Origin of the sequence: Cognatiyoonia sp. IB215182, assembly GCF_033963905.1 — a bacterium.
GTDB lineage: Bacteria > Pseudomonadota > Alphaproteobacteria > Rhodobacterales > Rhodobacteraceae > Yoonia.
Genome location: NZ_JAXBMB010000007.1, coordinates 61,516 through 82,499, shown reverse-complemented (window position 1 = coordinate 82,499; position 20,984 = coordinate 61,516). Strand labels below are relative to the sequence as shown.

Sequence of the window (20,984 nt, the reverse complement as noted above, 5' to 3'; positions counted from 1 at the left end):
CGCTACGCGACCTGTCATTGCGGGGCTTTCGAAGCTGACCTGTCGCGCCATCGTTCGCCCGCGATCCAAATGTCACGGATCGCCCTGTCATCACCCATCATGATCGTGGGAAAAAGGGCGTCCCAGATATCGTCCGCCTTGCGCGAACGCTGGGCGATTGCGGATGTAGAAGACAGGTCAAGAACGGTGATGTCGGCCATCGCACCAGGGCGCAGTGCGCCGATCTCTCCTCGCAGATGCAATGCCTGCGCGGACCCTTCGGTCGCGAGCCACATTAATTGTGAGGGGTGCAATGCGATCCCACGCAATTGTCCGATCTCGTAGGCCGCAGCCATGGTGCGCAGCATTGAAAAGGACGACCCACCGCCTGTATCCGTGGCCAGCCCGATATTCAGGTCGGCGCGGGCGAGTCCTGTCAGATCAAACAGGCCTGATCCAATGAATGTGTTCGAGGTCGGGCAATGCAGGACTGCGGCACCAACCTCGGCCAGGCGCGCGATTTCGCGATCTTCAAGGTGGATCGCATGGCCATAGAGGCCTTTTGCGCCAAGAAGTCCGAAGCGTTCATAGGTATCGAGGTAGTCGCGCGCATCCGGAAACAGCTCTTTGACCCATGCGATTTCGGGCAGCTGTTCGCTCAGATGTGTTTGCATCAGGCAGGTAGAATGTTCTGCCCACAACGCACCCAATGCCGTCAGTTGTTCGGGCGTGGATGTGGGCGAGAATCGTGGGGTGATGGCGTAATGCGCCCGGCCCGCCCCATGCCATTTCTGTAGCAAGGCTTTGCTGTCGTCATAGGCTGATTGCGCTGTGTCACGCAGATCATCCGGCGCATTCCGGTCCATACAGGTCTTGCCGGCAACCACCTCCATATTGCGATCCGCTGCCGCCGCAAAGAAGGCGTCGACGCTTTCGGGGTGGATTGTGCAGAAGCTGGTCAGTGTCGTCGTGCCATATGACAGCGCGAGGTCCAGCGTTCGTCCGGCCACCTCTGCCGCATAAGTCTCATCGCCAAAACGCGCTTCCTCTGGAAAGGTGTAGGTGTTCAGCCAATCGATCAGCTGCTTGCCCCAACTCGCGATGATTCCTGTCTGCGGATAGTGCATATGCGCGTCCACAAAACCCGCGCTGATCAGCGCGTCGCCGTAATCGGTCACCTTCGCCTCTGGATGGGCCACCCTCAGCGCGCCAGCATGGCCCACAGCACTGATCCGATCACCCTCAATCAGCACGCCACCCGCACTGTCGAACTCCACGACATCCGCCCAATCCGATGTCAGCGGATTGCCCGAAAACCCAAGGGTTTGGCCCAAAAGAAGCTGCTTTGTCATACCCTTACCATATGACGCAGGCAGAGAGGGGTAAATCGCGGAATGCGCGTTGTAGAAGCGCGCCGATCCACTATGTTGCGGACAAGCGAGGGCGCATCATGGCAGAGCAACAGGACGACAACACCGACGAAGCCTTTGGCGTCACCGACAAGCTGCTGACCGGTGTTCTGGACGCCGTCAAAGCCCGCGATACCGCGTCTATGGATGCGTTGTTGGACCCGCTGCACCCCGCCGACGTCGCGCACCTTCTAGAACAGATCGATGGAAAGTATCGCCCGGATGTGCTGTCGCTGTGGTCAGGTGGCCTTGAAGGCGACGTTCTCTCCGAACTCGATGAGAGCCTGCGTGAAGAGGTTATCGAACAGCTCGAACCGGCCGAACTCGCCGAAGCCGTCCGGGACCTCGAAAGCGACGACGTTGTCGATCTTGTCGAATACCTCGATGAAGAGCAACAAGAGGCTGTGCTGGATGCGCTCGATGCGGGCGACCGGGTGGTTGTCGAACAGGCGCTGTCTTACCCCGAGGAATCCGCCGGGCGGCATATGCAATCCGAACTCGTCCGTGCGCCAGAGCACTGGACGGTCGGCGAGGCCATCGACTATCTGCGGTCTGACGTTGTGCTGCCCGATCAATTCTACCACATCATCCTGATCGACCCGCGGCTGAAGGCGGTGGGCTATGTCACGCTCGGCCGTATCCTCAGCCACCCGCGTGACACGCCGCTTAAAGATCTGACCGAGGATACGTTCCGCACTTTTCACGTCGCGCAGGACGTGGAGGAAGTGGCGCAGGCCATCAATCACTATCACCTCATCACGGCCCCGGTCGTGGATGACGACGACCGTATCGTCGGTGTCATCACCATCGACGACGCGATGATGTTTCTCGAAGAAGAGGCCGAAGAAGACATCCTGCGCCTTGCCGGTGTGGGCGAAGGGCGTTTGTCTGACAAGGTGATTGAAACGACGAAGCGCCGTTTCCCCTGGCTGGCAGTGAACCTTGTGACGGCGATCCTCGCCTCCCTTGTCATCGCGCTTTTTGAAGAGACGATTGCGGGCCTCGTCGCCTTGGCCGTGCTGATGCCTATCGTGGCCTCCATGGGCGGCAATGCAGGCACGCAATCGCTGACCGTGGCCGTGCGTGCGCTCGCCACGCGCGATCTGACGACAGCGAACCTCTGGCGCGTGATCAGGCGCGAGGTGTTGGTGGGCCTGATCAACGGGTTGATCTTTGCGGTCGTGATGGGGGCGGTGGGCATCGTCTGGTTCGGTTCGCCCATGCTGGGCGTCGTGATTGCCGTGGCGATGGTGATCAACCTAGTTGTGGCAGGTCTCGCAGGCACGGTGATCCCTGTGGCCCTAGAAAAGATGGGCGTTGACCCGGCACTCGCATCCGGGGCGTTTGTGACCACGGTCACGGATGTGGTTGGCTTCTTTGCCTTTCTTGGACTTGCGGCGCTGTGGCTGCTGTGATCGACAAATCCGCAGCACGTCAGGCCGCCTTTGCCCGGCGGAAAGCGGCACACGCGCTGGGGCAGGGGAATGCCGGGCATCTGAGCGCGGTTCTCGCCGGATATCGCGGTGTCCCGCTGTCAGGCTATATGGCAATGCGCACCGAGATTGACCCGATTGCCGCTATGGAAGAGGCATCCGCCCATGGACCCGTTGGTGTGCCAGTGATCATGGGCAAAGGGCAACCCTTGCAGTTCCGATTGTGGGAGCCGGGATGCGCGATGATCAAGGGCGAGTTTGGCGCGATGATCCCAGAAGCTGGTGACTGGATGGTGCCTGAGATCATTATCGTGCCGCTCGTCGCCTTCGACCGCTACGGCGGTCGCCTCGGCTATGGCGGAGGGTTCTATGATCGCACACTCAAAAAACTCCGCGCCGCCCGCCCAACCTTGGCAATTGGCTTTGCTTACTCCGCACAAGAGGATCAGGGATTGCCAATGGAACCGACCGATCAGCCGCTTGACTTGATCGTCACCGAACACGAAGTAATCACGCCACAATCATGACGCCATTCATGGGGCGGGCCCCAAGCGCATGGGCACCTGCGCCTTACCGCTCGTTTTGTGGCAACCCATCGGCTATGGCATAATAATCCCCCTTCTCGGCCACAAAAATATGCAATGAGAGGCTGGTATCTGTTGGTCCATCAAAGACGCCCATCGCGATGGCTGTCCAGTCGTGATGCACCGGGTCCCAGAACAGGGTTGAACCGCAGATGTCACAAAAGCCACGCCGCACTTTGTCGGACGACTGGTACCACTTCACATGGTCCTCGCCACTGACCCGCACAGCGGAACGGGGCAAATCAACTGAGGCACCATAATGGCCGGTTTGTTTGCGGCACGCTGTGCAGTGGCATGCATTTGGTTGTGGTAGAGCGACGCTGACCGCGATTTGGACGGCACCACAGAGGCATGATCCGTTATGCATGATCCATTTCCGCGTTGGCGGTCCGACGCCTGCGCCGTCGCGCGGTCAGAACATGGATCACGGCAATGGCATCCGCAGGCGGCTTCTGTTCGATCCGACGGTAATTCGTCCCATCTCTGTTACGAGTCAGCAGATTGCAAGAAATCATGGTGCGCCGCAGGGTCGCTACGTCTTCGAACAGGTGCTCGGCATCAAGAAGCGCATTGACGGTCGGCTCGTTGAGGTGCGTGTTTGCCGGAAGTGTTGACCATAATGCCCACAGTGACAGCGTCTGAACCGCCTGTTTTGAGGGCCATTGCTGCAGGCGTCCGAGATCATCGAATTGGTGCAACGTCCGCTCAACCAAACGTGCATTGGTAAGCGCGCTGTCATCCGGTTTCGCCAACCGCCGCTCTGCGGCGCTGGCAGAGCGCATATGTTGCACGTTCTGAAACCCCGCAGCGCGGGCGATCATGTTCATCAGGGTCAGATGAGAGGGGCTTGCCTCACCCAATTGCTGTGACAAGGCGCGCGCAAACGATGTCAAGTCGTCCGCGCGAAGGGGGATAGGAGTTTTGGTCATGATGCATCCAAGTCGGGCGCGATACCGGTTCGTCGGTCACTGGCTTAACGAAACAACGCCCTACTCAATGCAGTGAAAGGGTCATGTGCGGACAGGTTTAGCACTCCGAGCCGGAGCAGTGACGCCTAGGTGTCTGTCGACCTTAGCAAGGGCATACGCAAATCCGACCTTTTCTGCAACAGCGGCGGCGGGCTCAGCCCCCGACGGGCGGGAACCAGGTGAGCGACGAGTGGTGCAGTGAGATCAGCACACGCCCGTCAAGCTTGTGATAGGCGAATGTGTAATCGGCGCGGGTCGCATTACCTTCGCCATCAACGAACGTGTAGTGCCCCATGTCCTTGTAACCGAGGCCCCCGGCCTTGAGGATCGGGCCAACCGCACTTTGGAACTCAACCGTTTTCCATCCGCGATTGAGAAACCCCTGATCCTGCGGATAATCGGCATCGCCACCGACAAAGTATGCCCGCGCACCGGCACGGTCGAGCCGTATCACATCGGCAAGTGTCGGTTTGAACAAAACCGGCGCCTCCGGATCGTCAAAATCGTAAAGTTCCAAAAGGCCATCGACATCCTGTTCGGTCACGCATTTGGCCCAATTGCGTTGTGCGGCAACAACCTCTGCCTTGGTCATGGGTTCGAAATTGCGTTCGGACATCGCGTGGCTCCCTTTCCCTGGCGCGATCACGCGCGCTTGTTTTGATCTGCGTAAAGCGGTGGCCGCCGTCAGACAAGGCGCGTCGATTCCATGGTGCGTGGATGCGACTGCCTTGCCGCAGTCTGTGTTGTCGCGTCGGGGGCGGTAAAACCCCGCTTGCGCCGGTCAGATGGCGCGATTAGGGGAGGTCCGAACATGACGAGGTCGGTCGCGCCGCACGCGGTGTCGCGTTCCTTCGCCAAATCCCACGCTACACAGCGCAGATTGTGCAAGACAAGACTTCAAAGGGGATGAAATGCAGACGTTTAACATGGGGCAGGTACCACCGCTGACCTTTGGCGCGGGGCGGATCGCGAAAGTGCCGAAGATCGTGAAGGGGATGGGCGGCGGTCCGGTGCTGATTGTGGCGGACAGCATTCTTGCAGAGCTTGGCGTGACCGAACGGCTGAGCCAAGGCCTGGCCGCCGAAGGCATCGTATTCGAAGTGGCTGCAGACGTCGCTGGTGAACCGAAAGAGTCGCTGGTTGACGATCTTTGCGTAAGGGCGCGCGACGCGGGTGCCAAGCTGGTGATCGGCCTTGGCGGTGGTGCCGCGATGGATGCGGCCAAGCTGGTGGCGGCCATCGCCCATACCAACCGCCCCGCCAAGGATTACGCTCTCGCCGCCCGCCCCTTGCCTGCTGACGGCATGCCCGCCATCGCCATCCCCACGACCGCCGGGACGGGATCAGAGGTCACCCGTACCTCGGTCATTTCAAAGAATGACGGGCACAAGATCTGGTTCTGGGGCGAAGAACTGATGTTCGCGCAGGCGGTGCTGGACCCGGAACTCACGCTCAGCCTGCCGCCGCATCTGACCGCCTGGACCGGGATCGATGCCGTGGCCCACGCGCTGGAAGGGGTGACCTCGCGCAGCAGCAGCCCGGCTGGGCAGCTTTACGGGCTTGAGGCGTTGCGTTTGCTCTCGGACGCTCTGCCGCGCGCTGTGGCCGACGGGGCCGACCTCGAAGCGCGTGGGCGCGTTCTCTGGGCAAGTACGGTTGCGGGGCTCGCCCTGCATAACTGCAACACACATATGGGCCACAATATCAGCCACGCGCTGGGCTCACTGGCGCGGGTCCATCACGGGCTGGCCACAGGGCTGGCACTGGAAGTGAGCCTACCCTGGCTGGTTGAACGCCCCGATGGGGCCGAGAACTACGCGCGTGCAGCTCAGGCAATGGGGGCAGAGGCGTCCGCTTCAGTCTTGCCAGAAGCGCTCTCGAATCTGATGCGCGCCTGTCAGATTCCGTCGGAACTGCCTGTGGATTGCGCAGGTGTAACACCGGCCGCTTTGGCGGTTGAGATGAAGAACGCGGCCAATATCGGCATGGCCCAGAACGCCGCTTGCGCCATTGGCGACGCCGATCTGGACGAGATGGCAGGCCGCATGATGAACCTGCCCATCGCATCGGCGGCGGCATAGCAGGCCTGACTGCTTGATCCTTGGGCATTTCCGGCACGTCCGCACGGGAATGCCCACCCAAAACGGCAAATCCAAAAAACCTGTGGCCAGACCGGCCATGACCCCCTGATACTCGTCACATTCAATGTTGCGAGAACAGGGGGAATTGCGATGTGTCATCCGATCATCATGGAATATGTCAAAGGCCGGGCGCTCAGCCGGCGTGAGTTCTTTCGCGGGTCTGCAGCTGCCGGGGCGGCGATTGCGGCAACCGCTGCCGTTGCACCACGACCGCTGATGGCGCAGGGCGCGAGCCGTGTGGTGGACCTGACCCACACGCTGACCTACGACTTCCCGACCTATTTCGGCGAACAGCAGTTTTTCGATGAGGATGTGTTCACCTATGCCGAGCACAGCTTTAACCTCAAAAGCATCCGCGTGAACGAACATACCGGCACACATATCGATGCGCCGCTGCACTTTACCGATGGTGGGACGACGATTGATGAAGTGCCAGTCGAATCGCTCGTCTGCCCGCTCGCCATTGTCGATATCCGCGAAAAGGCGGATGCGGACCCTGATGCGCAGGTCACTCCGGACGACCTCGCCGCCTGGATCAGCGCCAACGGACCTATTCCACAAGGCGCCTGCGTGGCGCAGAATTCCGGCTGGCAGGCGCGCCTCGGCACGCCAGGGTTCCGCAATGCGGATGCGGACGGCAAAATGCACTTTCCGGGTTTCCATGTTGAGGCTGTCACGATGCTTCTGGAAGAGGCTGATGTAGCTGGTGTCGCGGTAGACACGCTTTCCATTGATTTCGGCCTCTCGGCAGATTTCATCACCCACTACACGTGGTTGCCCGCGAACCGCTGGGCGGTGGAGAATATTGCGAACCTTGATGAATTGCCCGCGACCGGCGCGACCTTGATTGTCGGCGCGCCGAAACATCAGGGCGGCACGGGTGGGCCTTGTCGGTTGATCGCATTGGTATAGGGTCGAACGGACTCACCAAAGGGAACGGCACAGACATGACGGGCAAGGCGCCGCTTTGGCAATGGAGCGCGGCAGAGATTGCGGCGGCGACGCGGGACGGATCGCTGACTGCGCTGGAGGTCACCGAAGCAGCGATTGCCCGGATGGAGGCCGCAAATCCCGCGCTGAATGCGGTGGTCGAAAGCCTCGCAGACGAGGCGCGGGCCGAGGCCGCAGCGCTCGATGCCAGCGATGCGCCCAAGGGTCCGCTGCATGGCGTGCCTGTCACGATCAAGATCAATGTGGACCAGAAAGGCCATGCCACGTCGAACGGCGTGGCGGCGTTCAAGGATATCATTGCGCCCCAAGACGCGCCTGTCGTGCGCAACCTCAAAGCGGCGGGCGCCATAGTCATCGGGCGCACCAACACGCCTGAGTTTTCGTTCCGCGCCGACACCGACAACCCGCTTTTCGGGCGCACGCACAACCCGTGGGGGCGCCATGTCTCTGCTGGTGGCTCATCCGGTGGGGCCGGGTCGGCGGTGATGGCGGGGATCGGCGCGCTGGCCCACGGCAATGACATCGGCGGATCGCTGCGGTTCCCGGCTGCTGCCAACGGGTCAGTGACGGTCAAACCGGGCTTGGGCCGCGTGCCTGCCTTCAATCCCAGCCAAAAGATGGAGCGGGGTCTGCTCGCACAATCCATGTCGGTGCAGGGGTTGCTCGCCCGCAACGCGGCGGATTTGCACCTTTCCATGCCCGCGATGATCGCGCCGGATGCGCGGGACCCGTTCCATGCACCCCTCCCTTGGCGTGGTGAACCGCTAGCGGGGCCCATCCACGTCGCCGTCGCCCGTGACGATTTCGGATTTGGCCTGCATCCAGAGGTCGCAACTGCCCTCGACAAGGCCGCCTGGGCCCTCTCGGATGCAGGCTACGCTGTCGAAACGGTCGAGCCGCCACTCGCACGAGAGACCGGAGAAATCGGCTACCGCACGCTTTTGGGCGAGGTCAAAGCACTGCTTGGCCCGGACATCCAGCGTTATGGCTCGGCAGAGCTAAACACGATCTTCGACGAATACTTCCGCCAATTCCCGCCTTACGAAGGCACAGAACTGCTGACGATGCTGGCACAACGCAGCCACTACGCGCGCGCCTGGTCGCTCTTTCTCGAAGACTACCCGTTGGTGCTGACGCCGTTCATGCTCAAGCCCTTCTTCGCACCGGGCCGCGATGCGGAAGGGGCTGAAGGCGTCAAAGACGCGCTGGGCACGTCACACTGGTCATTCATTATGAACTTCACGGGGCTACCAGCTGGCAACCTGCCCACGTATATCGCTGATATGCCGGGCGGTGCTCAGCCGATTGGCGTACAGATCGCCGGGCGCAGATGGCGCGAGGACCTGATCGTTGACGCGATGCAAGCGATTGAGGTGCGCATTCCACCGGCCTGCGGAACGCTTTGGAGTAAATTGCCCTAGGCGCGCAAGGCGGCTCCAGTCTATTCGTCGGCGAATGCGGCCATTACTTCGTCCGGTGCTTCGAAATTGGCCGTTACGCGCTGCACGTCATCATCTTCTTCGAGCGTATCAAGCAGTTTCATCAGCTTGGTCAGACCGTCCAGATCAACTTCGGTGGTCATGTTGGGCTTCCAGATCAGCTTGGTCGATTCCGACTCGCCCAGTTCCGCCTCAAGTGCGGTGGACACCTCGTTCAGGTCCGTATCGGCGCAGATGATGATATGGCCGTTTTCATCGCTTTCCACATCCTCGGCCCCGGCCTCAATTGCCGCCATCATCACCGTGTCTGCGTCGCCCACGGTAGCGGGATAGATCACCTCGCCCTTGCGGTCGAACATGAACCCGACCGAGCCTGTCTCGCCCAGGTTTCCGCCATTTTTCGAGAAGGTTGAGCGCACGGTTGATGCCGTGCGATTGCGGTTATCGGTCATCGCCTCGACAATCACTGCAACACCACCCGGCCCGTAGCCTTCATAGCGGATTTCGTCGTAGTTCTCGGCGTCGCCGCCTTGCGATTTCTTGATCGCGCGGTCGATCACATCTTTAGGGACCGAGTTCGACTTGGCTTCCTTCACTGCCAGACGCAGGCGTGGGTTCTTGTCGGGATCGGGGTCACCCATCTTGGCGGCGACGGTGATTTCCTTGGCGAGTTTGGAAAAGAGCTTGGAGCGCAGCTTGTCCTGCCGTCCCTTACGGTGCTGAATATTTGCCCATTTGGAGTGGCCAGCCATCGAAACCCTCGTGATCTGTGGTGAAAATTTGCGCCTCTATAAGGCAAGGGGGGGCAGGGCTGCAAGACTGTGGGCTTTGGTGCTTAGGCAATGTCGGCACAGGCAGGAATGATAGCGCACTACTCTTGTTCGATGGGTGAGCCATCGCCGCGCGTGTAGGTTCGGCCCGCCGCCTTGCGATGCAAAACCAGATCGTGTTCGGGGTAGTGAATGATGTCTTCGGCCAATCGTGTCCCCACGACCAGAAACACTGCGTCTTGGCCCGACCGGTTTTCCAGGCAATGCGCAATTGGTTGCCCGCCGGCCCACCCGGCCGCGTCGCCTGCGACCAGACGCGTTTCGGCATTCTCGATCAGGATCAGTTCGCCGGAGATGACATAGATGAATTCATCCTCGGCCTCATGCCAATGACGATGCGAAGATCGCGAACCGGGCGGTAGACGCTCAAGATGCACGCCAAATTGGGAAAGGCCGATGACATCGCCCAATGCAATTTTTGCGTAGGGGCCATCATTTTGGCCCGTAATTGGATGTGGGTTTCCCGCATGTTCTAACCACTTGAGGTCGCTGATCTTTGGCAAGGGTCTCGATGCTCCTGAATGATGTGTCTCGAAGGTTTCCGTCACCTCCACCAAGCGGCGCCCCCAAAGCTCAAAGCGGCCAGATGAACGGAATGACAAAAGACACGATGGGCGCCAAAGATAGGTTGAGCGGGATTCCGAATTTCAAGAAATCCGAGAACCGGTATCCGCCGGGGCCGTAGACCAGGGTGTTGGTCTGATATCCGATTGGCGTGGCGAAGCTGGCGCTGGCGGCGATCATGACGGCGACGACCAGAGGGCGAGGATCGACACCCAGTGCGCTGGCAAGTCCGATGGCAATCGGCGTCATCACGACGGCGACGGCGTTGTTGGAGACCAATTCGGTAAGGATGCTCGACAAGAGATAGACTGCAAGCACGACGAAAAAGCCCGGCAGCACGAGCATCACCGGCGACAGCGTATCCGCGATCAGGGCAACAGCGCCGGAGGATTGCAGGGCGGAGCCCACCCCGAGCATGGCAAAGATCAGCGCCAGCAAGCGGCCCTCGACATAGGAAAACGCCTCATCCGCGTCGATGCAGCCGGTCATCAGGACAATCGTGACGCCAATCATCGCCAGCATCAGGATGGGTGCGATGCCCAGTGCAGCAAGGATCACAACGCCCAACAGCACCCCAATCGCAACGGGAGCGTGCGCGCGTCTGTAGGCGCGTTGCGACGGCTTTGACACGTCGCCAAGATTCATGTCTTCGGCGAGCCGTCCGATATCTTCGGGCGCGCCTTCCAACAACAGCGTGTCGCCTACGCGCACCATGATATCGTCGATCTGCTGGCTGATATTGGCGTCCCGCCTGTGCACGGCCAGCGGATAGACCGCATAGCGGCGGCGCAACCGCATGGCGCCGAGCCGTTGCCCGACCATCTTGCAGTTCGGCGTAATGAGCACTTCGACCGTGGTCGTCTCAACAGCCGAAAGCTGATCGACACGGCGCAGTTCCTTGTTGGCTTGCAGGGACAAAAGCTCCGTCATCTCGGTGCGCAACACAACGCGGTCGCCCACCTGTAGTTCAACGCCTTTCAGGTTGCGCCGTAGCGAGGTGTCACCCCGCACCACGTCGATCAGCCGCACACCGTCGCGTTTGAAAAGCTGCACACCTGTCACTTCGCGCCCGACCAAGTTGCTGTCGGGAGGGATCACCGCCTCGGAGAAGAACTTTTTCTTGGACCGATCCGACAGCATCGTGGCCATGCTTTGTCTGTCGGGCAGCAGCCGTGGTGCCATGAAATAAAGATAGGTAAAGGTCCAGGCGACGACGACGAGGCCGACGGGCAGAATCTCAAGGATGCCGAAAGGCTCTAACCCTGATGCCCGCGCCACCCCGTCGACAAGCAGGTTGGTGGACGTTCCGAGCAGCGTCATCGTCCCGCCGACGATGGCCGCATAGCTGAGCGGGATCAGCAGCTTTGAGGCGGAGGTGCCCAATGTCCGCGCCAGTTGCACAAAAACCGGGATCATCACAACCACAAGCGGCGTGTTGTTCATGATGGCGCTGGCAAAGGCCACAAAGACCAGGCCGCCGCCGATGGCCCGGGCCGGGCTGACCCTTGCCTGACGCTCGGCCAATTGGGTCATCGCATTCAGTGCCCCTGTCCGAACCAGGGCCCCTACGATGATGAACATCGCGGCAATGGTCCATGGTGCCGGATTGGCGAGAGCCATGACCGCGTCCTCGTAAGGCAGGATTCCGATGGCGAGCAGGAACGACACGCCGATCATCGCCACGACTTCGGTCGGGAATGCCTCGCGCAAGAACATCAGGAACATGGCCACAACGACCACCATCGTGATCACCGCGCTTTGCGTTTGGGTGAGGGCCAGCCAATTATCCATGCGCACCAGTTTTGCTGAGCGCTGTCGTCGGCGCAAGCCGAGGTTGGACAAGGGCAAGACCTGCGCCCATGCAAAGAAGGGCGAGCCAGATCCAAAGGCTGTAGCTTTCGCCAAGCAGAAGCATTGCCCAGAGCACGCCGGAGCCTGTGACTAGATAGCTGACCTGCCCCGCAAAGACCGCACCAGCCCGCCCGATCAGCCAGACATAGCCGGAATAGACGAGGACATGGATGATGGCGCTCAGCGTCATGGTCAGGTCGGCAAGGATGAAGGGCGTGCGCGGGATGAAGAATTGGCCCGATCCAAGGGCAAGCGGCAATGCGATAACGGTCCCCAACGTAGAGGCGCCGAAAAGCACCTGAAACGGATCAAGCCCGGCCGTGCCCCAGCGGGCCACGATATTACTCTCGCAAGCGTAACAAAAGGGTGCCACCAACGCCAAAGGTAGAAAGGCGATCATGGCGCGGTCGGGCAGGCTCGCCTCGGGCAGGGCGATCAGGCTGACACCAATCAGGCCCAAGGCCAGCCCGCCAAGACGCCGCAGGGAAAACCGGTCATTGCCAAGGGCAAGGGCGATGGGAAAGGCCATCATCGGGATCGTCGCAATGACAATCGACATGATGCCCGACGGCAGATGGAACGCCGCGCGATAGCCTGTTGTATTGGGGATCAGCGTGCCAATGGTCGCGATCATCAGCCAGACAGCACAGGTCTTTGCCGTGAAGGGCAAGTGTCCCAACTGACGCCAGCGCAAGATGCCCAACAGGACAGCGCCGATGAGCAGTTGCCAAAAGACCAAACCAAGCGGCTGGTAACCCGCGGTAACCGTGATCTTGATCAGCGGCTGCGTCAGCCCCCAGCCGCAACCCAAAAGAAGCAGAAGGGCCGTCAGACGCGCACGTTCTTCGATCATTCGGGCCCCGCAGGGCTGAGCCTTCCACCTTGTCGGACCATCTGCACCCGCAACGCCTTGCCCGTGCGGTCATCGGTTTCGACATAGAGGCCCGATAAGGTCGCCTCGTCCATCGCCGGGGTAAAGCGCGCCTTGGGCATGCCGGTGACAAATCGGCGCATTGGTTCGGTCTTTTCCATCCCGATGACGGAATTGTAGTCACCGCACATGCCGGCATCGCTTTGATAGGCTGTGCCACCCGGCAGGATCATCACATCGGCGGTTGGCACGTGGGTATGTGTGCCGACAACGATGCTCGCGCGCCCATCGCAGAAATGCCCGACGCCCATTTTTTCGGACGTGGCCTCGCAATGGATATCGATCAGGCTCGCGCTGACCTGACCGCCAAGCGGGTATTGCCGCAAAAGTGCGTCAAGGGCCGAGAAGGGGTCATCGAAAGGACGCTTCATAAAGACTTGGCCTAACACCTGGGCCACAAGCACCTTGCGCCCGCCGGGTGCGGTGAAGACGCGCGCGCCGGCGCCCGGTGCGGCTTTGGAGAAATTCAGGGGCCGGATGATGCGCGGCTCGTTTGCGATGAAGGTCAGCATGTCCTTCTGATCAAAGGCGTGATCGCCCAGCGTGATGACATCTGCCCCGGCGTCAAGTAGCGCCTTAGCATGATCGCCAGACAGCCCCACACCAGAAGTGGCGTTCTCACCATTGACCACCACGAAATCAAGGCGCCACGCCTCGCGCAGGCGCGGCAGGTGTTCGCTGATCGCGGCGCGGCCTGCACGCCCCATCACATCGCCAAGAAAGAGTATCTTCATGGCCTTTTCGTATGCGCTTGCGGACGGGTGCACCAGTGGCAAATTTCAGGGCTGGCCTTTGGCGGGGCAAGGTGCGACGGATTGAGCATGGAAACACCTAAAACAGCGCGGCCCATCGTTGGCATCTTCTGGATGATCGTGACAGGGTTCAACTTTGTCGGCGTCACGGCAATTGTGAAACATGTGGGCGACGATGTGCCCGCCGCACAGGCCGCATTTCTGCGTTACGTGCTGGGGCTCGTATTCCTGATCCCGATGATCAAACCGATCCTTGCGGCGCGGCTGACAAAGCGGCAGGTCAAGCTTTTTGGTTGGCGCGGCCTTGTCCATACGATTGCGGTGATCCTGTGGTTCTACGCCATGGCCCGCATTCCCATCGCCGAGGTGACGGCGATGAACTATCTCTCACCCGTCTATGTCTCACTTGGTGCGGCCCTGTTCATGGGGGAGCGTCTGCCGCCCCGGCGATTGGCAGCGGTGATCCTGGCACTGATCGGCGCGATGATTATCCTGAGGCCCGGCGTGAAAGCAATCGAGCCCGGACACATCGCGATGCTGGGCACGGCGATCTGCTTTGCGGCTGGGTATCTGATTGCGAAGCAGCTTTCTGGGGAGGTGTCTGCCGCCGTCGTGGTGGGGATGTTGTCGATCACGGTGACCATCGGTTTGGCGCCCTTTGCTTTAGCCGTGTGGGTGACACCGAGTTGGCAAGACCTTGGATGGCTCTTCCTCGTCGCCTGTTTTGCCACAGCGGGCCACTATTCGATGACGCTCGCCTTTGCCGCAGCACCCCTGACGGTCACGCAACCGGTGACGTTTCTGCAACTCGTCTGGGCCGTGCTCTTGGGTGCGCTGGTCTTTGGTGAGGCCGTGGACGGTTGGGTGATCTTTGGCGGCGCGGTGATCATGGGATCGGTGAGCTTCATAACGTGGCGTGAGGCTGTGGCCCGACGTGCCGTTACGCCGCCAGTGTCGGCGACGAAGGTCTGACCGCGCTACCTTCGCCGTGAAGCGCAAGCAGACTTTCGCAGAAAGTCTGGGCCCAATTTCTCGGCGAGAAATTGGCTGCTCGCTCCGGATGCTGTCTTATTTGGGGATCGGCGGAGATAGCCGCGCAAGAAGTGAGCTTTGCGTGATCTGGCCAACGGGCTGTCCGTTTTCAACAACTTGCAGGGCTGCACCATCGATTTGGTGCATGATGTCCTGAACCGGTGTCTCAACGTCAATGGCGGGGCCCTCGCCGGTTCCTTCTGTCATCACATCACGCGCCGTAAGCACACCCAGTGGGTTCATATGGGCCACGAAATCAGCGACATAATTATTGGCCGGATCAGTGAAAATCTCGCGCGGGGTGCCGCATTGCACGATCCGTCCGCCCTCCATGATGGCGATGCGATTGCCGATCTTGAATGCTTCATCCAGATCGTGGCTCACGAATATAATCGTCTTGTTCCGCTCTTTTTGCTGATCGAGCAATTCGTCCTGCAGTCTTGTGCGGATCAGAGGGTCGAGCGCAGAAAAGGGTTCGTCCATCAACAGGATCGGCGCATCGGTGGCAAAGGCCCGCGCGAGGCCCACGCGCTGTTGCATCCCGCCGGAAAGCTCGCCCACAAGCGCATCGGCGCGATCCGCGAGCCCCACCATCTCAAGCTCATGATCGACCCGTTTCAGGCGCTCGGCCCTGCCAACGCCTGCCAATTCCAGACCGAGGCCAACATTGTCGCGCACGCTGCGCCATGGCAGTAGACCAAATTGCTGGAACACCATCGACACACATTCGCGCCGCACCCGCCGCAGATCGTTAGCCGAGGCCTTGCCGACAGCGCAGGTCCAGTTGCCATCGTGAATGCGCACTTCGCCTCGGATGACAGGGTTCAGCCCGTTCACCGCCCGCAACAGGGTGGATTTGCCGGAACCGGAGAGGCCCATCAGCACAAGGATTTCGCCGACCTCAACGTTCAGCGAACAATTGTGCACGCCGAGGATCTGGCCGGTCTGTTCCTTGATCTCTGGCCGCTCCTGCCCCTCATCCATCAGGGGAAGGGCAGTTTGAGGTCTGCTGCCGAAAACGATGGAAACGTTGTCAAATTCAACCGCGTTCATGACGATCTTTCCTGTGCCGCGAACCGTAAAGTGCCGGCAAGTTGCTCTTCACCGACATCGGAAGGGTGGTTTTGCCCATCATGCACCGGAATTTCTGGCAGATAAGGTGTCTGCCCCTCCAGACAGGCCAGGTTCACCCCGATCTCATCGGGGTTTGAGCGACGGTTGTGATGGGTGTAGATGCCGCAGATCTTGCAAAAGTAGTGTTTCGCCACACCGGTATTGAATTGATAGAGCGTGAGATGTTCCTGCCCGGCGGTATAGGTGATCCCATCCTTGGGCGCGGTCACGGCAACCGCACCACGTTTGGCGCAGAATGAACAATCGCAGCGCGATGCGGTGTTGATCCCGTCGCTCAGCCTCACCGTGAATTGCACGGCACCACAATGACAGCTTCCCTTGATCATTTCTGTTTCACCCGCAGCATCCGGTCGAGCATGATGGCCACGACAACGATGACGAAGCCGCTTTCAAAGCCCAGCGACGTGTTCACGGTATTCAGCGCGCGGATCACCGGAACGCCAAGCCCGCTCGCGCCAACAAGGGCCGCGATTACGACCATCGAAAGCGATAGCATGATGGTCTGATTGAGCCCCGTCATGATCTGTGGCCAGGCAGAGGGTAACTCGACCTTGAACAGGACCTGCGTTTTCGTGGCCCCAAAGGCCTCTGCCGCTTCCAGCAATGCCTTTGGCGTGGATGAGATGCCGAGATGGGTCAGCCGGATCGGCGCTGGCAGCACAAAGATCACCGTGGCGATCAGGCCCGGCACCATGCCGATGCCGAAAAACACGATGGCCGGGATGAGATAGACAAAGGTCGGCAGCGTCTGCATCAGATCCAGCACCGGCACCATCGCGCGATAAAGCCGGGGCCGATGGGCGGCGGCAATGCCGATGGGCACGCCGATCCCCATGCAGACCACGCAGGCCGACAGGACAAGCGTGAGCGATTGCATCGTCTCTTCCCAGTAATCCTGATTGAGGATGAACAGAAAGCCGATCACGACGAAAAGCGGGGTTTTCCAACTGCGTTGCAGCGCCCAGGTAAGCGCTGCAAATCCCGCGATCACAATCAGCGGATGCGGCGTTTCGAGGACCCAAAGAATGCCGTCAATCAGCGCTTCCATCGCATCCGACAGCCAATCGAAAAAGAACGCCAGATTGTCGTTCATCCAGTCAAAGCCGATTTCGGCCCAGTCACCGATGGGAATCTTGTTCTCGGTCAGCCAATCCATGGATATGCTTTCATTGTAATGCCTTGAAAATTGCAAAGGGGGCGACGGCCATGGCCGATCTGACGTTTTACACCAACCCGATGTCGCGCGGGCGGATCGTGCGCTGGATGCTGGAGGAGGTGGGGTGCACGTATGAGACGGTGGTGCTGGACTTTGCCACCACCATGAAGGCACCGGACTATCTGGCGATCAACCCTATGGGAAAGGTGCCCGCGATCACGCATCGGGACCAGATCGTGACGGAATGTGCGGCGATCTGCGCCTATCTGGCCGACGCATTTCCGGATGCCGGGCTTGCGCCACCGCTGGATCAGCGCGGCGCCTATTATCGCTGGCTGTTCTTTGGTGCAGGCCCTGTGGAGGCTGCGGTGACGAATGCGGCGATGGGTTTCTCGCTGCCGACCGAGAAAGAAGCGACCGTGGGATATGGCGCACTGACCCGCGTATTGGATGCTTTGGAAGGATTGCTTGCTGATGGGCGCAGTTTCGTTCTGGGCGACACGTTTTCGGCTGCTGATGTCTATGTGGGGTCGCAGATTGGCTGGGGCTTGGCCTTTGGCACGATGGAGGCACGGCCCGGTTTCGCCGACTACGCGGCCCGTCTGGATACGCGCCCGGCCAAGCAGCGCGCCACCGAAAAGGATAACGCGTTGATGCCGCAGGACGGGGCCGGATAACAGGCCCCGCCGCATGTTTTGCCGGTAGAGCAATGGGTTACATGCCGAGTGAGGCTTTGACAGCCGCCACCGCATCGCCGCCATCCTTGGTTGTCACCCCGTCGAGCCACGCCATGAACGCATCGGGGTTTGCGGCAAGCCAGGCGCTGGCGGCATCCGCAGGGTCTTCTCCGTCATTCAGGATCGCGCCCATGATCTCATTCTCCATGGCGAGCGAGAATTCCAGATTGGTAAGGAGCTTGCCGACATTTGGACAGGCGTCAACGAACCCGGCTGTGGTGTTGGTGAACACGGTCGCGCCGCCCAGATTCGGGCCAAACCAATCGTCACCGCCGGTCAGATAGGACATCTCGAAATTGGCATTCATCGGATGCGGCTCCCAGCCGAGGAACACGATCGGCTCATCCCGGCCAGAGGCGCGATCGACCTGCGCCAGCATCCCCTGTTCGGAGCTTTCAACCACTTCGAAATCCGCATCCCCAAGGCCAAACGCATTGTCCGCGATCATGTCCATGATCAGCCGGTTACCGTCATTGCCGGGCTCGATGCCATAAATCTTGCCATCCAGCGCATTCGCATTCGCGGCGAGATCGGCGAAATCAGCAATACCCATGTCGGCGGCCACGCTATTGACGGCGAGCGTGTACTTGGCGCCTTCCAGATTGGCGCGGACTGTGTCGACCGTACCCGCCTCACGATAGGCGACGATGTCTCCCTCCATCGTTGGCATCCAGTTGCCCAGGAACACGTCCACATCGCCCTCGGCCAGGCTGATATAGGTCACGGGGACGGACAACACCTTGATGTCCGTCTCATATCCAAGCGCTTCCAGCACGGTGGAAGTGGCTGCGGTTGTCGCGGTGATGTCCGTCCAGCCAACGTCAGAGAATGTGACCGTGTCGCAATCGGCCAAGGCAGGCAATGCCGCGCAGATCGCCAGCGTGGATATCGTGGTTTTCAACATGAATGTACTCTCCCAGTTTTTCTTGATTGACGAGTCAATAAAGAACGATTTATCTGCTGTGGCAACCACCCATGAGGAGAAAATGCCAAAGCTTGGGATGGAACCTATCCGCCGCGCCGCTCTAGTGAAAGCCACGATTGATGAGATCGGGGCGGCGGGCACGCTCGATGTGACGGTGAGCAAGATCGCAAAACGAGCGGGCATGTCCTCGGCGCTGGCGCATCACTATTTCGGCGGCAAGGAGCAGATTTTCGAAGCGGCGATGCGCCAGATCCTGCGGGACTACGGTGCAGAGGTGGTTGCCGCGCTCAAGGCCGCCCCCGATCCCGCAGCACGTGCGCGCGCGATTATCGCAGCTAATTTCGCGCCGTCCTGTTTTGATCCCGCAACTGTCAGCGCGTGGATGACATTCTATGTTCAGGCACAGACCAGCTCGGATGCACTGCGCCTTTTGCGCCTCTATCAGCGACGGTTGCGCAGCAATCTGACCCATGCACTGCGCCTGATCTCGGCCAATCCGGAAGAGGCGGCCGACATGCTCGCCGCCCTGATAGATGGCTTTTACATCCGCGCGGCCTTGGCCGCCCCGGATGCCGACGCACAAGGGAAGGCGCTGAAACTACTAACAATTCTGACAGAGGGCGCTGCATGATTAAGCCGAATATCCTGATCATCATGGTTGATCAGCTCAATGGCACATTGTTCCCCGATGGCCCGGCAGAGTGGCTGCATGCGCCGAACCTCAAGGCACTGGCCGCACGCTCCACGCGCTTTGCGAACACTTACACAGCGTCGCCCCTTTGCGCGCCGGGCCGGGCGTCTTTCATGTCCGGTCAACTGCCATCGCGCACGGGCGTTTATGACAACGCTGCCGAGTTCGGCTCCTCCGTCCCGACCTATGCTCATCATCTCCGCCGCGCGGGCTATCACACTTGTCTCTCGGGCAAAATGCATTTCGTGGGCCCCGATCAGCTCCACGGGTTTGAGGAGCGCCTGACGACAGATATCTACCCCGCCGATTTCGGTTGGACCCCCGATTACCGCAAACCGGGCGAACGGATCGACTGGTGGTATCACAATATGGGTTCGGTGACCGGTGCGGGCGTCGCCGAGATCACCAATCAGATGGAATATGACGACGAGGTCGCCTATCACGCGACGCGCAAGCTCTATGACTTGTCACGCGGTCATGACGACCGCCCGTGGTGTCTGACGGTCAGCTTCACCCATCCGCACGACCCGTATGTGGCACGCAAGAAATACTGGGAACTCTACGAAGACTGCGAACACCTCATGCCGGAGGTCGGCCCAATTCCCTACGCGGATCAGGACGCCCATTCCAAACGCATTCTGGACGCGAATGACCGCGACAATTTCAACATCACCAATGAGGATATCCAGCGCGCTCGCCGGGCATACTTCGCCAATATTTCGTACCTTGACGACAAAATCGGAGAGGTTCTGCAGACGCTCGAAAACACGCGGCAGGAGGCAGTGATCCTCTTTGTCTCTGACCATGGCGACATGCTGGGTGAGCGTGGTTTGTGGTTCAAGATGTCGTTCTTTGAAGGGTCCTCGCGCGTTCCGCTAATGATTGCAGCGCCCGGTATGGCTCCCGGTCTGAGCACTACACCCGTCAGCACCATCGACGTCACACCAACGCTCTGTGAATTGGCTGGCGTGGACATGGCCGAGGTCATGCCCTGGACCGATGGCGAAAGCCTTGTTCATTTGGGGCAGGGCAGTTCGCGCGACACGCCTGTCGCGATGGAGTATGCCGCCGAGGGGTCTTACGCCCCGCTTGTTTCGCTGCGCTATGGAAAGTGGAAATACAATCGCTGCGCGCTCGACCCCGATCAGCTCTTCGATCTTGAGGCCGACCCGCATGAACTGACCAATCTGGCGGAGGTTCCCGCGCATCGGGGCACGCTCACCCAACTCCGGGCCAAATCCGAGGCGCGCTGGGATCTCGACAAGTTCGATGCCGATGTCCGGCACTCCCAAGCCTGCCGCTGGGTCGTCTATGAGGCGCTGCGCAATGGCAGCTACTACCCCTGGGATTATCAACCGCTTCAAAAAGCGTCCGAGCGGTATATGCGCAACCACATGGACCTCAATATCCTTGAAGAAAACCAGCGCTTTCCCCGTGGTGAATAACCTTATCATCTCGCCAAAAATACTCCCGCCGG

The 20,984-nt window shown here is 60.1% G+C and carries 22 protein-coding genes; 9 read left to right on the top strand and 13 right to left on the bottom strand.

What is annotated here, in order from left to right; all coding sequences use genetic code 11:
• Nucleotides 1–14: 14 nt before the first annotated feature.
• Complete coding sequence (gene guaD, locus SLH47_RS15460; RefSeq protein ID WP_320240497.1) at nucleotides 15–1,331, bottom strand: guanine deaminase; 1,317 nt, start codon at nucleotides 1,329–1,331, stop codon at nucleotides 15–17.
• A gap of 98 nt (nucleotides 1,332–1,429) precedes the next feature.
• Here guaD and mgtE point away from each other — a divergent pair, with 98 nt between their 5' ends.
• Both mgtE and SLH47_RS15450 read left to right on the top strand, forming a co-directional pair.
• Nucleotides 1,430–2,803 (top strand): magnesium transporter, encoded by a 1,374-nt coding sequence (mgtE, locus tag SLH47_RS15455; RefSeq protein ID WP_320240496.1) that lies wholly within the window; start codon nucleotides 1,430–1,432, stop codon nucleotides 2,801–2,803.
• Entirely contained in the window at nucleotides 2,800–3,348 is a 549-nt protein-coding gene (locus SLH47_RS15450) for a 5-formyltetrahydrofolate cyclo-ligase (protein ID WP_320240494.1), read from the top strand. Before mgtE ends, SLH47_RS15450 begins: the two co-directional genes overlap by 4 nt.
• Before the next feature lie 43 nt (nucleotides 3,349–3,391).
• On the opposite strand, the gene SLH47_RS15445 is transcribed toward SLH47_RS15450, so the two are convergent.
• The 3 genes from SLH47_RS15445 to SLH47_RS15435 form a co-directional block, all read right to left on the bottom strand.
• Nucleotides 3,392–3,772: a GFA family protein gene (locus SLH47_RS15445; protein WP_320240493.1), complete on the bottom strand. Its 381-nt coding sequence runs from the start codon at nucleotides 3,770–3,772 to the stop codon at nucleotides 3,392–3,394.
• A complete protein-coding gene (locus tag SLH47_RS15440) occupies nucleotides 3,765–4,334 on the bottom strand; it encodes a DUF2087 domain-containing protein (RefSeq protein WP_320240491.1) in 570 nt (189 codons plus the stop codon). The genes SLH47_RS15445 and SLH47_RS15440 overlap by 8 nt, the downstream gene beginning before the upstream one ends.
• A gap of 193 nt (nucleotides 4,335–4,527) precedes the next feature.
• Nucleotides 4,528–4,989: a hypothetical protein gene (locus SLH47_RS15435; RefSeq protein ID WP_320240489.1), complete on the bottom strand. Its 462-nt coding sequence runs from the start codon at nucleotides 4,987–4,989 to the stop codon at nucleotides 4,528–4,530.
• A gap of 295 nt (nucleotides 4,990–5,284) precedes the next feature.
• Between SLH47_RS15435 and SLH47_RS15430 the strand changes: the two genes are divergently transcribed.
• From SLH47_RS15430 to SLH47_RS15420, 3 genes are all read left to right on the top strand, one after another.
• On the top strand, nucleotides 5,285–6,454 hold the full coding sequence (locus tag SLH47_RS15430) for an iron-containing alcohol dehydrogenase (RefSeq protein WP_320240487.1): 1,170 nt from the start codon (nucleotides 5,285–5,287) through the stop codon (nucleotides 6,452–6,454).
• 150 nt (nucleotides 6,455–6,604) lie between these two features.
• Nucleotides 6,605–7,426, top strand: coding sequence for a cyclase family protein (locus SLH47_RS15425; protein WP_320240485.1), 822 nt, complete (start codon nucleotides 6,605–6,607; stop codon nucleotides 7,424–7,426).
• A gap of 35 nt (nucleotides 7,427–7,461) precedes the next feature.
• On the top strand, nucleotides 7,462–8,886 hold the full coding sequence (locus SLH47_RS15420) for an amidase (RefSeq protein ID WP_320240483.1): 1,425 nt from the start codon (nucleotides 7,462–7,464) through the stop codon (nucleotides 8,884–8,886).
• A 20-nt stretch (nucleotides 8,887–8,906) separates the two neighbouring features.
• Here SLH47_RS15420 and SLH47_RS15415 read toward each other — a convergent pair whose 3' ends face one another.
• The 5 genes from SLH47_RS15415 to SLH47_RS15395 all read right to left on the bottom strand — a co-directional run bounded on the left by SLH47_RS15415 (nucleotide 8,907) and on the right by SLH47_RS15395 (nucleotide 13,814).
• Nucleotides 8,907–9,656, bottom strand: coding sequence for a YebC/PmpR family DNA-binding transcriptional regulator (locus SLH47_RS15415; RefSeq protein ID WP_320240482.1), 750 nt, complete (start codon nucleotides 9,654–9,656; stop codon nucleotides 8,907–8,909).
• A gap of 119 nt (nucleotides 9,657–9,775) precedes the next feature.
• Nucleotides 9,776–10,237 (bottom strand): cupin domain-containing protein, encoded by a 462-nt coding sequence (locus SLH47_RS15410; protein WP_320240481.1) that lies wholly within the window; start codon nucleotides 10,235–10,237, stop codon nucleotides 9,776–9,778.
• Between the two features lie 70 nt (nucleotides 10,238–10,307).
• The gene (locus tag SLH47_RS15405; protein WP_320240480.1) at nucleotides 10,308–12,089 is read right to left on the bottom strand and encodes an SLC13 family permease; all 1,782 of its coding nucleotides are present in this window, start codon (nucleotides 12,087–12,089) and stop codon (nucleotides 10,308–10,310) included.
• The gene (locus tag SLH47_RS15400; protein ID WP_320240479.1) at nucleotides 12,082–13,002 is read right to left on the bottom strand and encodes a DMT family transporter; all 921 of its coding nucleotides are present in this window, start codon (nucleotides 13,000–13,002) and stop codon (nucleotides 12,082–12,084) included. Before SLH47_RS15400 ends, SLH47_RS15405 begins: the two co-directional genes overlap by 8 nt.
• Complete coding sequence (locus SLH47_RS15395) at nucleotides 12,999–13,814, bottom strand: TIGR00282 family metallophosphoesterase (protein WP_320240477.1); 816 nt, start codon at nucleotides 13,812–13,814, stop codon at nucleotides 12,999–13,001. The genes SLH47_RS15400 and SLH47_RS15395 overlap by 4 nt, the downstream gene beginning before the upstream one ends.
• Before the next feature lie 87 nt (nucleotides 13,815–13,901).
• Here SLH47_RS15395 and SLH47_RS15390 point away from each other — a divergent pair, with 87 nt between their 5' ends.
• Nucleotides 13,902–14,804, top strand: a complete 903-nt coding sequence (locus SLH47_RS15390) for a DMT family transporter (RefSeq protein WP_320240475.1) — start codon at nucleotides 13,902–13,904, stop codon at nucleotides 14,802–14,804.
• A 96-nt stretch (nucleotides 14,805–14,900) separates the two neighbouring features.
• Here the strand turns inward: SLH47_RS15390 and choV are convergent, their stop codons facing one another.
• The 3 genes from choV to choW are packed head-to-tail and all read right to left on the bottom strand — an operon-like array spanning nucleotide 14,901 to nucleotide 17,154.
• The gene (choV, locus tag SLH47_RS15385) at nucleotides 14,901–15,917 is read right to left on the bottom strand and encodes a choline ABC transporter ATP-binding protein (RefSeq protein WP_320240474.1); all 1,017 of its coding nucleotides are present in this window, start codon (nucleotides 15,915–15,917) and stop codon (nucleotides 14,901–14,903) included.
• Nucleotides 15,914–16,321, bottom strand: a complete 408-nt coding sequence (locus SLH47_RS15380) for a GFA family protein (RefSeq protein ID WP_320240982.1) — start codon at nucleotides 16,319–16,321, stop codon at nucleotides 15,914–15,916. Before SLH47_RS15380 ends, choV begins: the two co-directional genes overlap by 4 nt.
• Nucleotides 16,321–17,154 carry a choline ABC transporter permease subunit gene (choW, locus tag SLH47_RS15375; RefSeq protein ID WP_320240473.1) on the bottom strand — a complete coding sequence of 278 codons (834 nt, stop codon included), beginning with the start codon at nucleotides 17,152–17,154 and terminating at the stop codon, nucleotides 16,321–16,323. Before choW ends, SLH47_RS15380 begins: the two co-directional genes overlap by 1 nt.
• A 50-nt stretch (nucleotides 17,155–17,204) precedes the next feature.
• On the opposite strand from choW, the gene SLH47_RS15370 reads away from it, so the two are divergent.
• The gene (locus tag SLH47_RS15370) at nucleotides 17,205–17,831 is read left to right on the top strand and encodes a glutathione S-transferase family protein (protein ID WP_320240472.1); all 627 of its coding nucleotides are present in this window, start codon (nucleotides 17,205–17,207) and stop codon (nucleotides 17,829–17,831) included.
• A gap of 37 nt (nucleotides 17,832–17,868) precedes the next feature.
• On the opposite strand, the gene choX is transcribed toward SLH47_RS15370, so the two are convergent.
• Nucleotides 17,869–18,795, bottom strand: coding sequence for a choline ABC transporter substrate-binding protein (gene choX / locus SLH47_RS15365; RefSeq protein ID WP_320240471.1), 927 nt, complete (start codon nucleotides 18,793–18,795; stop codon nucleotides 17,869–17,871).
• Between the two features lie 82 nt (nucleotides 18,796–18,877).
• Here choX and betI point away from each other — a divergent pair, with 82 nt between their 5' ends.
• Nucleotides 18,878–19,447, top strand: coding sequence for a choline-responsive transcriptional repressor BetI (betI, locus tag SLH47_RS15360; RefSeq protein WP_320240470.1), 570 nt, complete (start codon nucleotides 18,878–18,880; stop codon nucleotides 19,445–19,447).
• Entirely contained in the window at nucleotides 19,444–20,952 is a 1,509-nt protein-coding gene (gene betC, locus SLH47_RS15355; RefSeq protein ID WP_320240469.1) for a choline-sulfatase, read from the top strand. Before betI ends, betC begins: the two co-directional genes overlap by 4 nt.
• Nucleotides 20,953–20,984 lie beyond the last annotated feature (32 nt).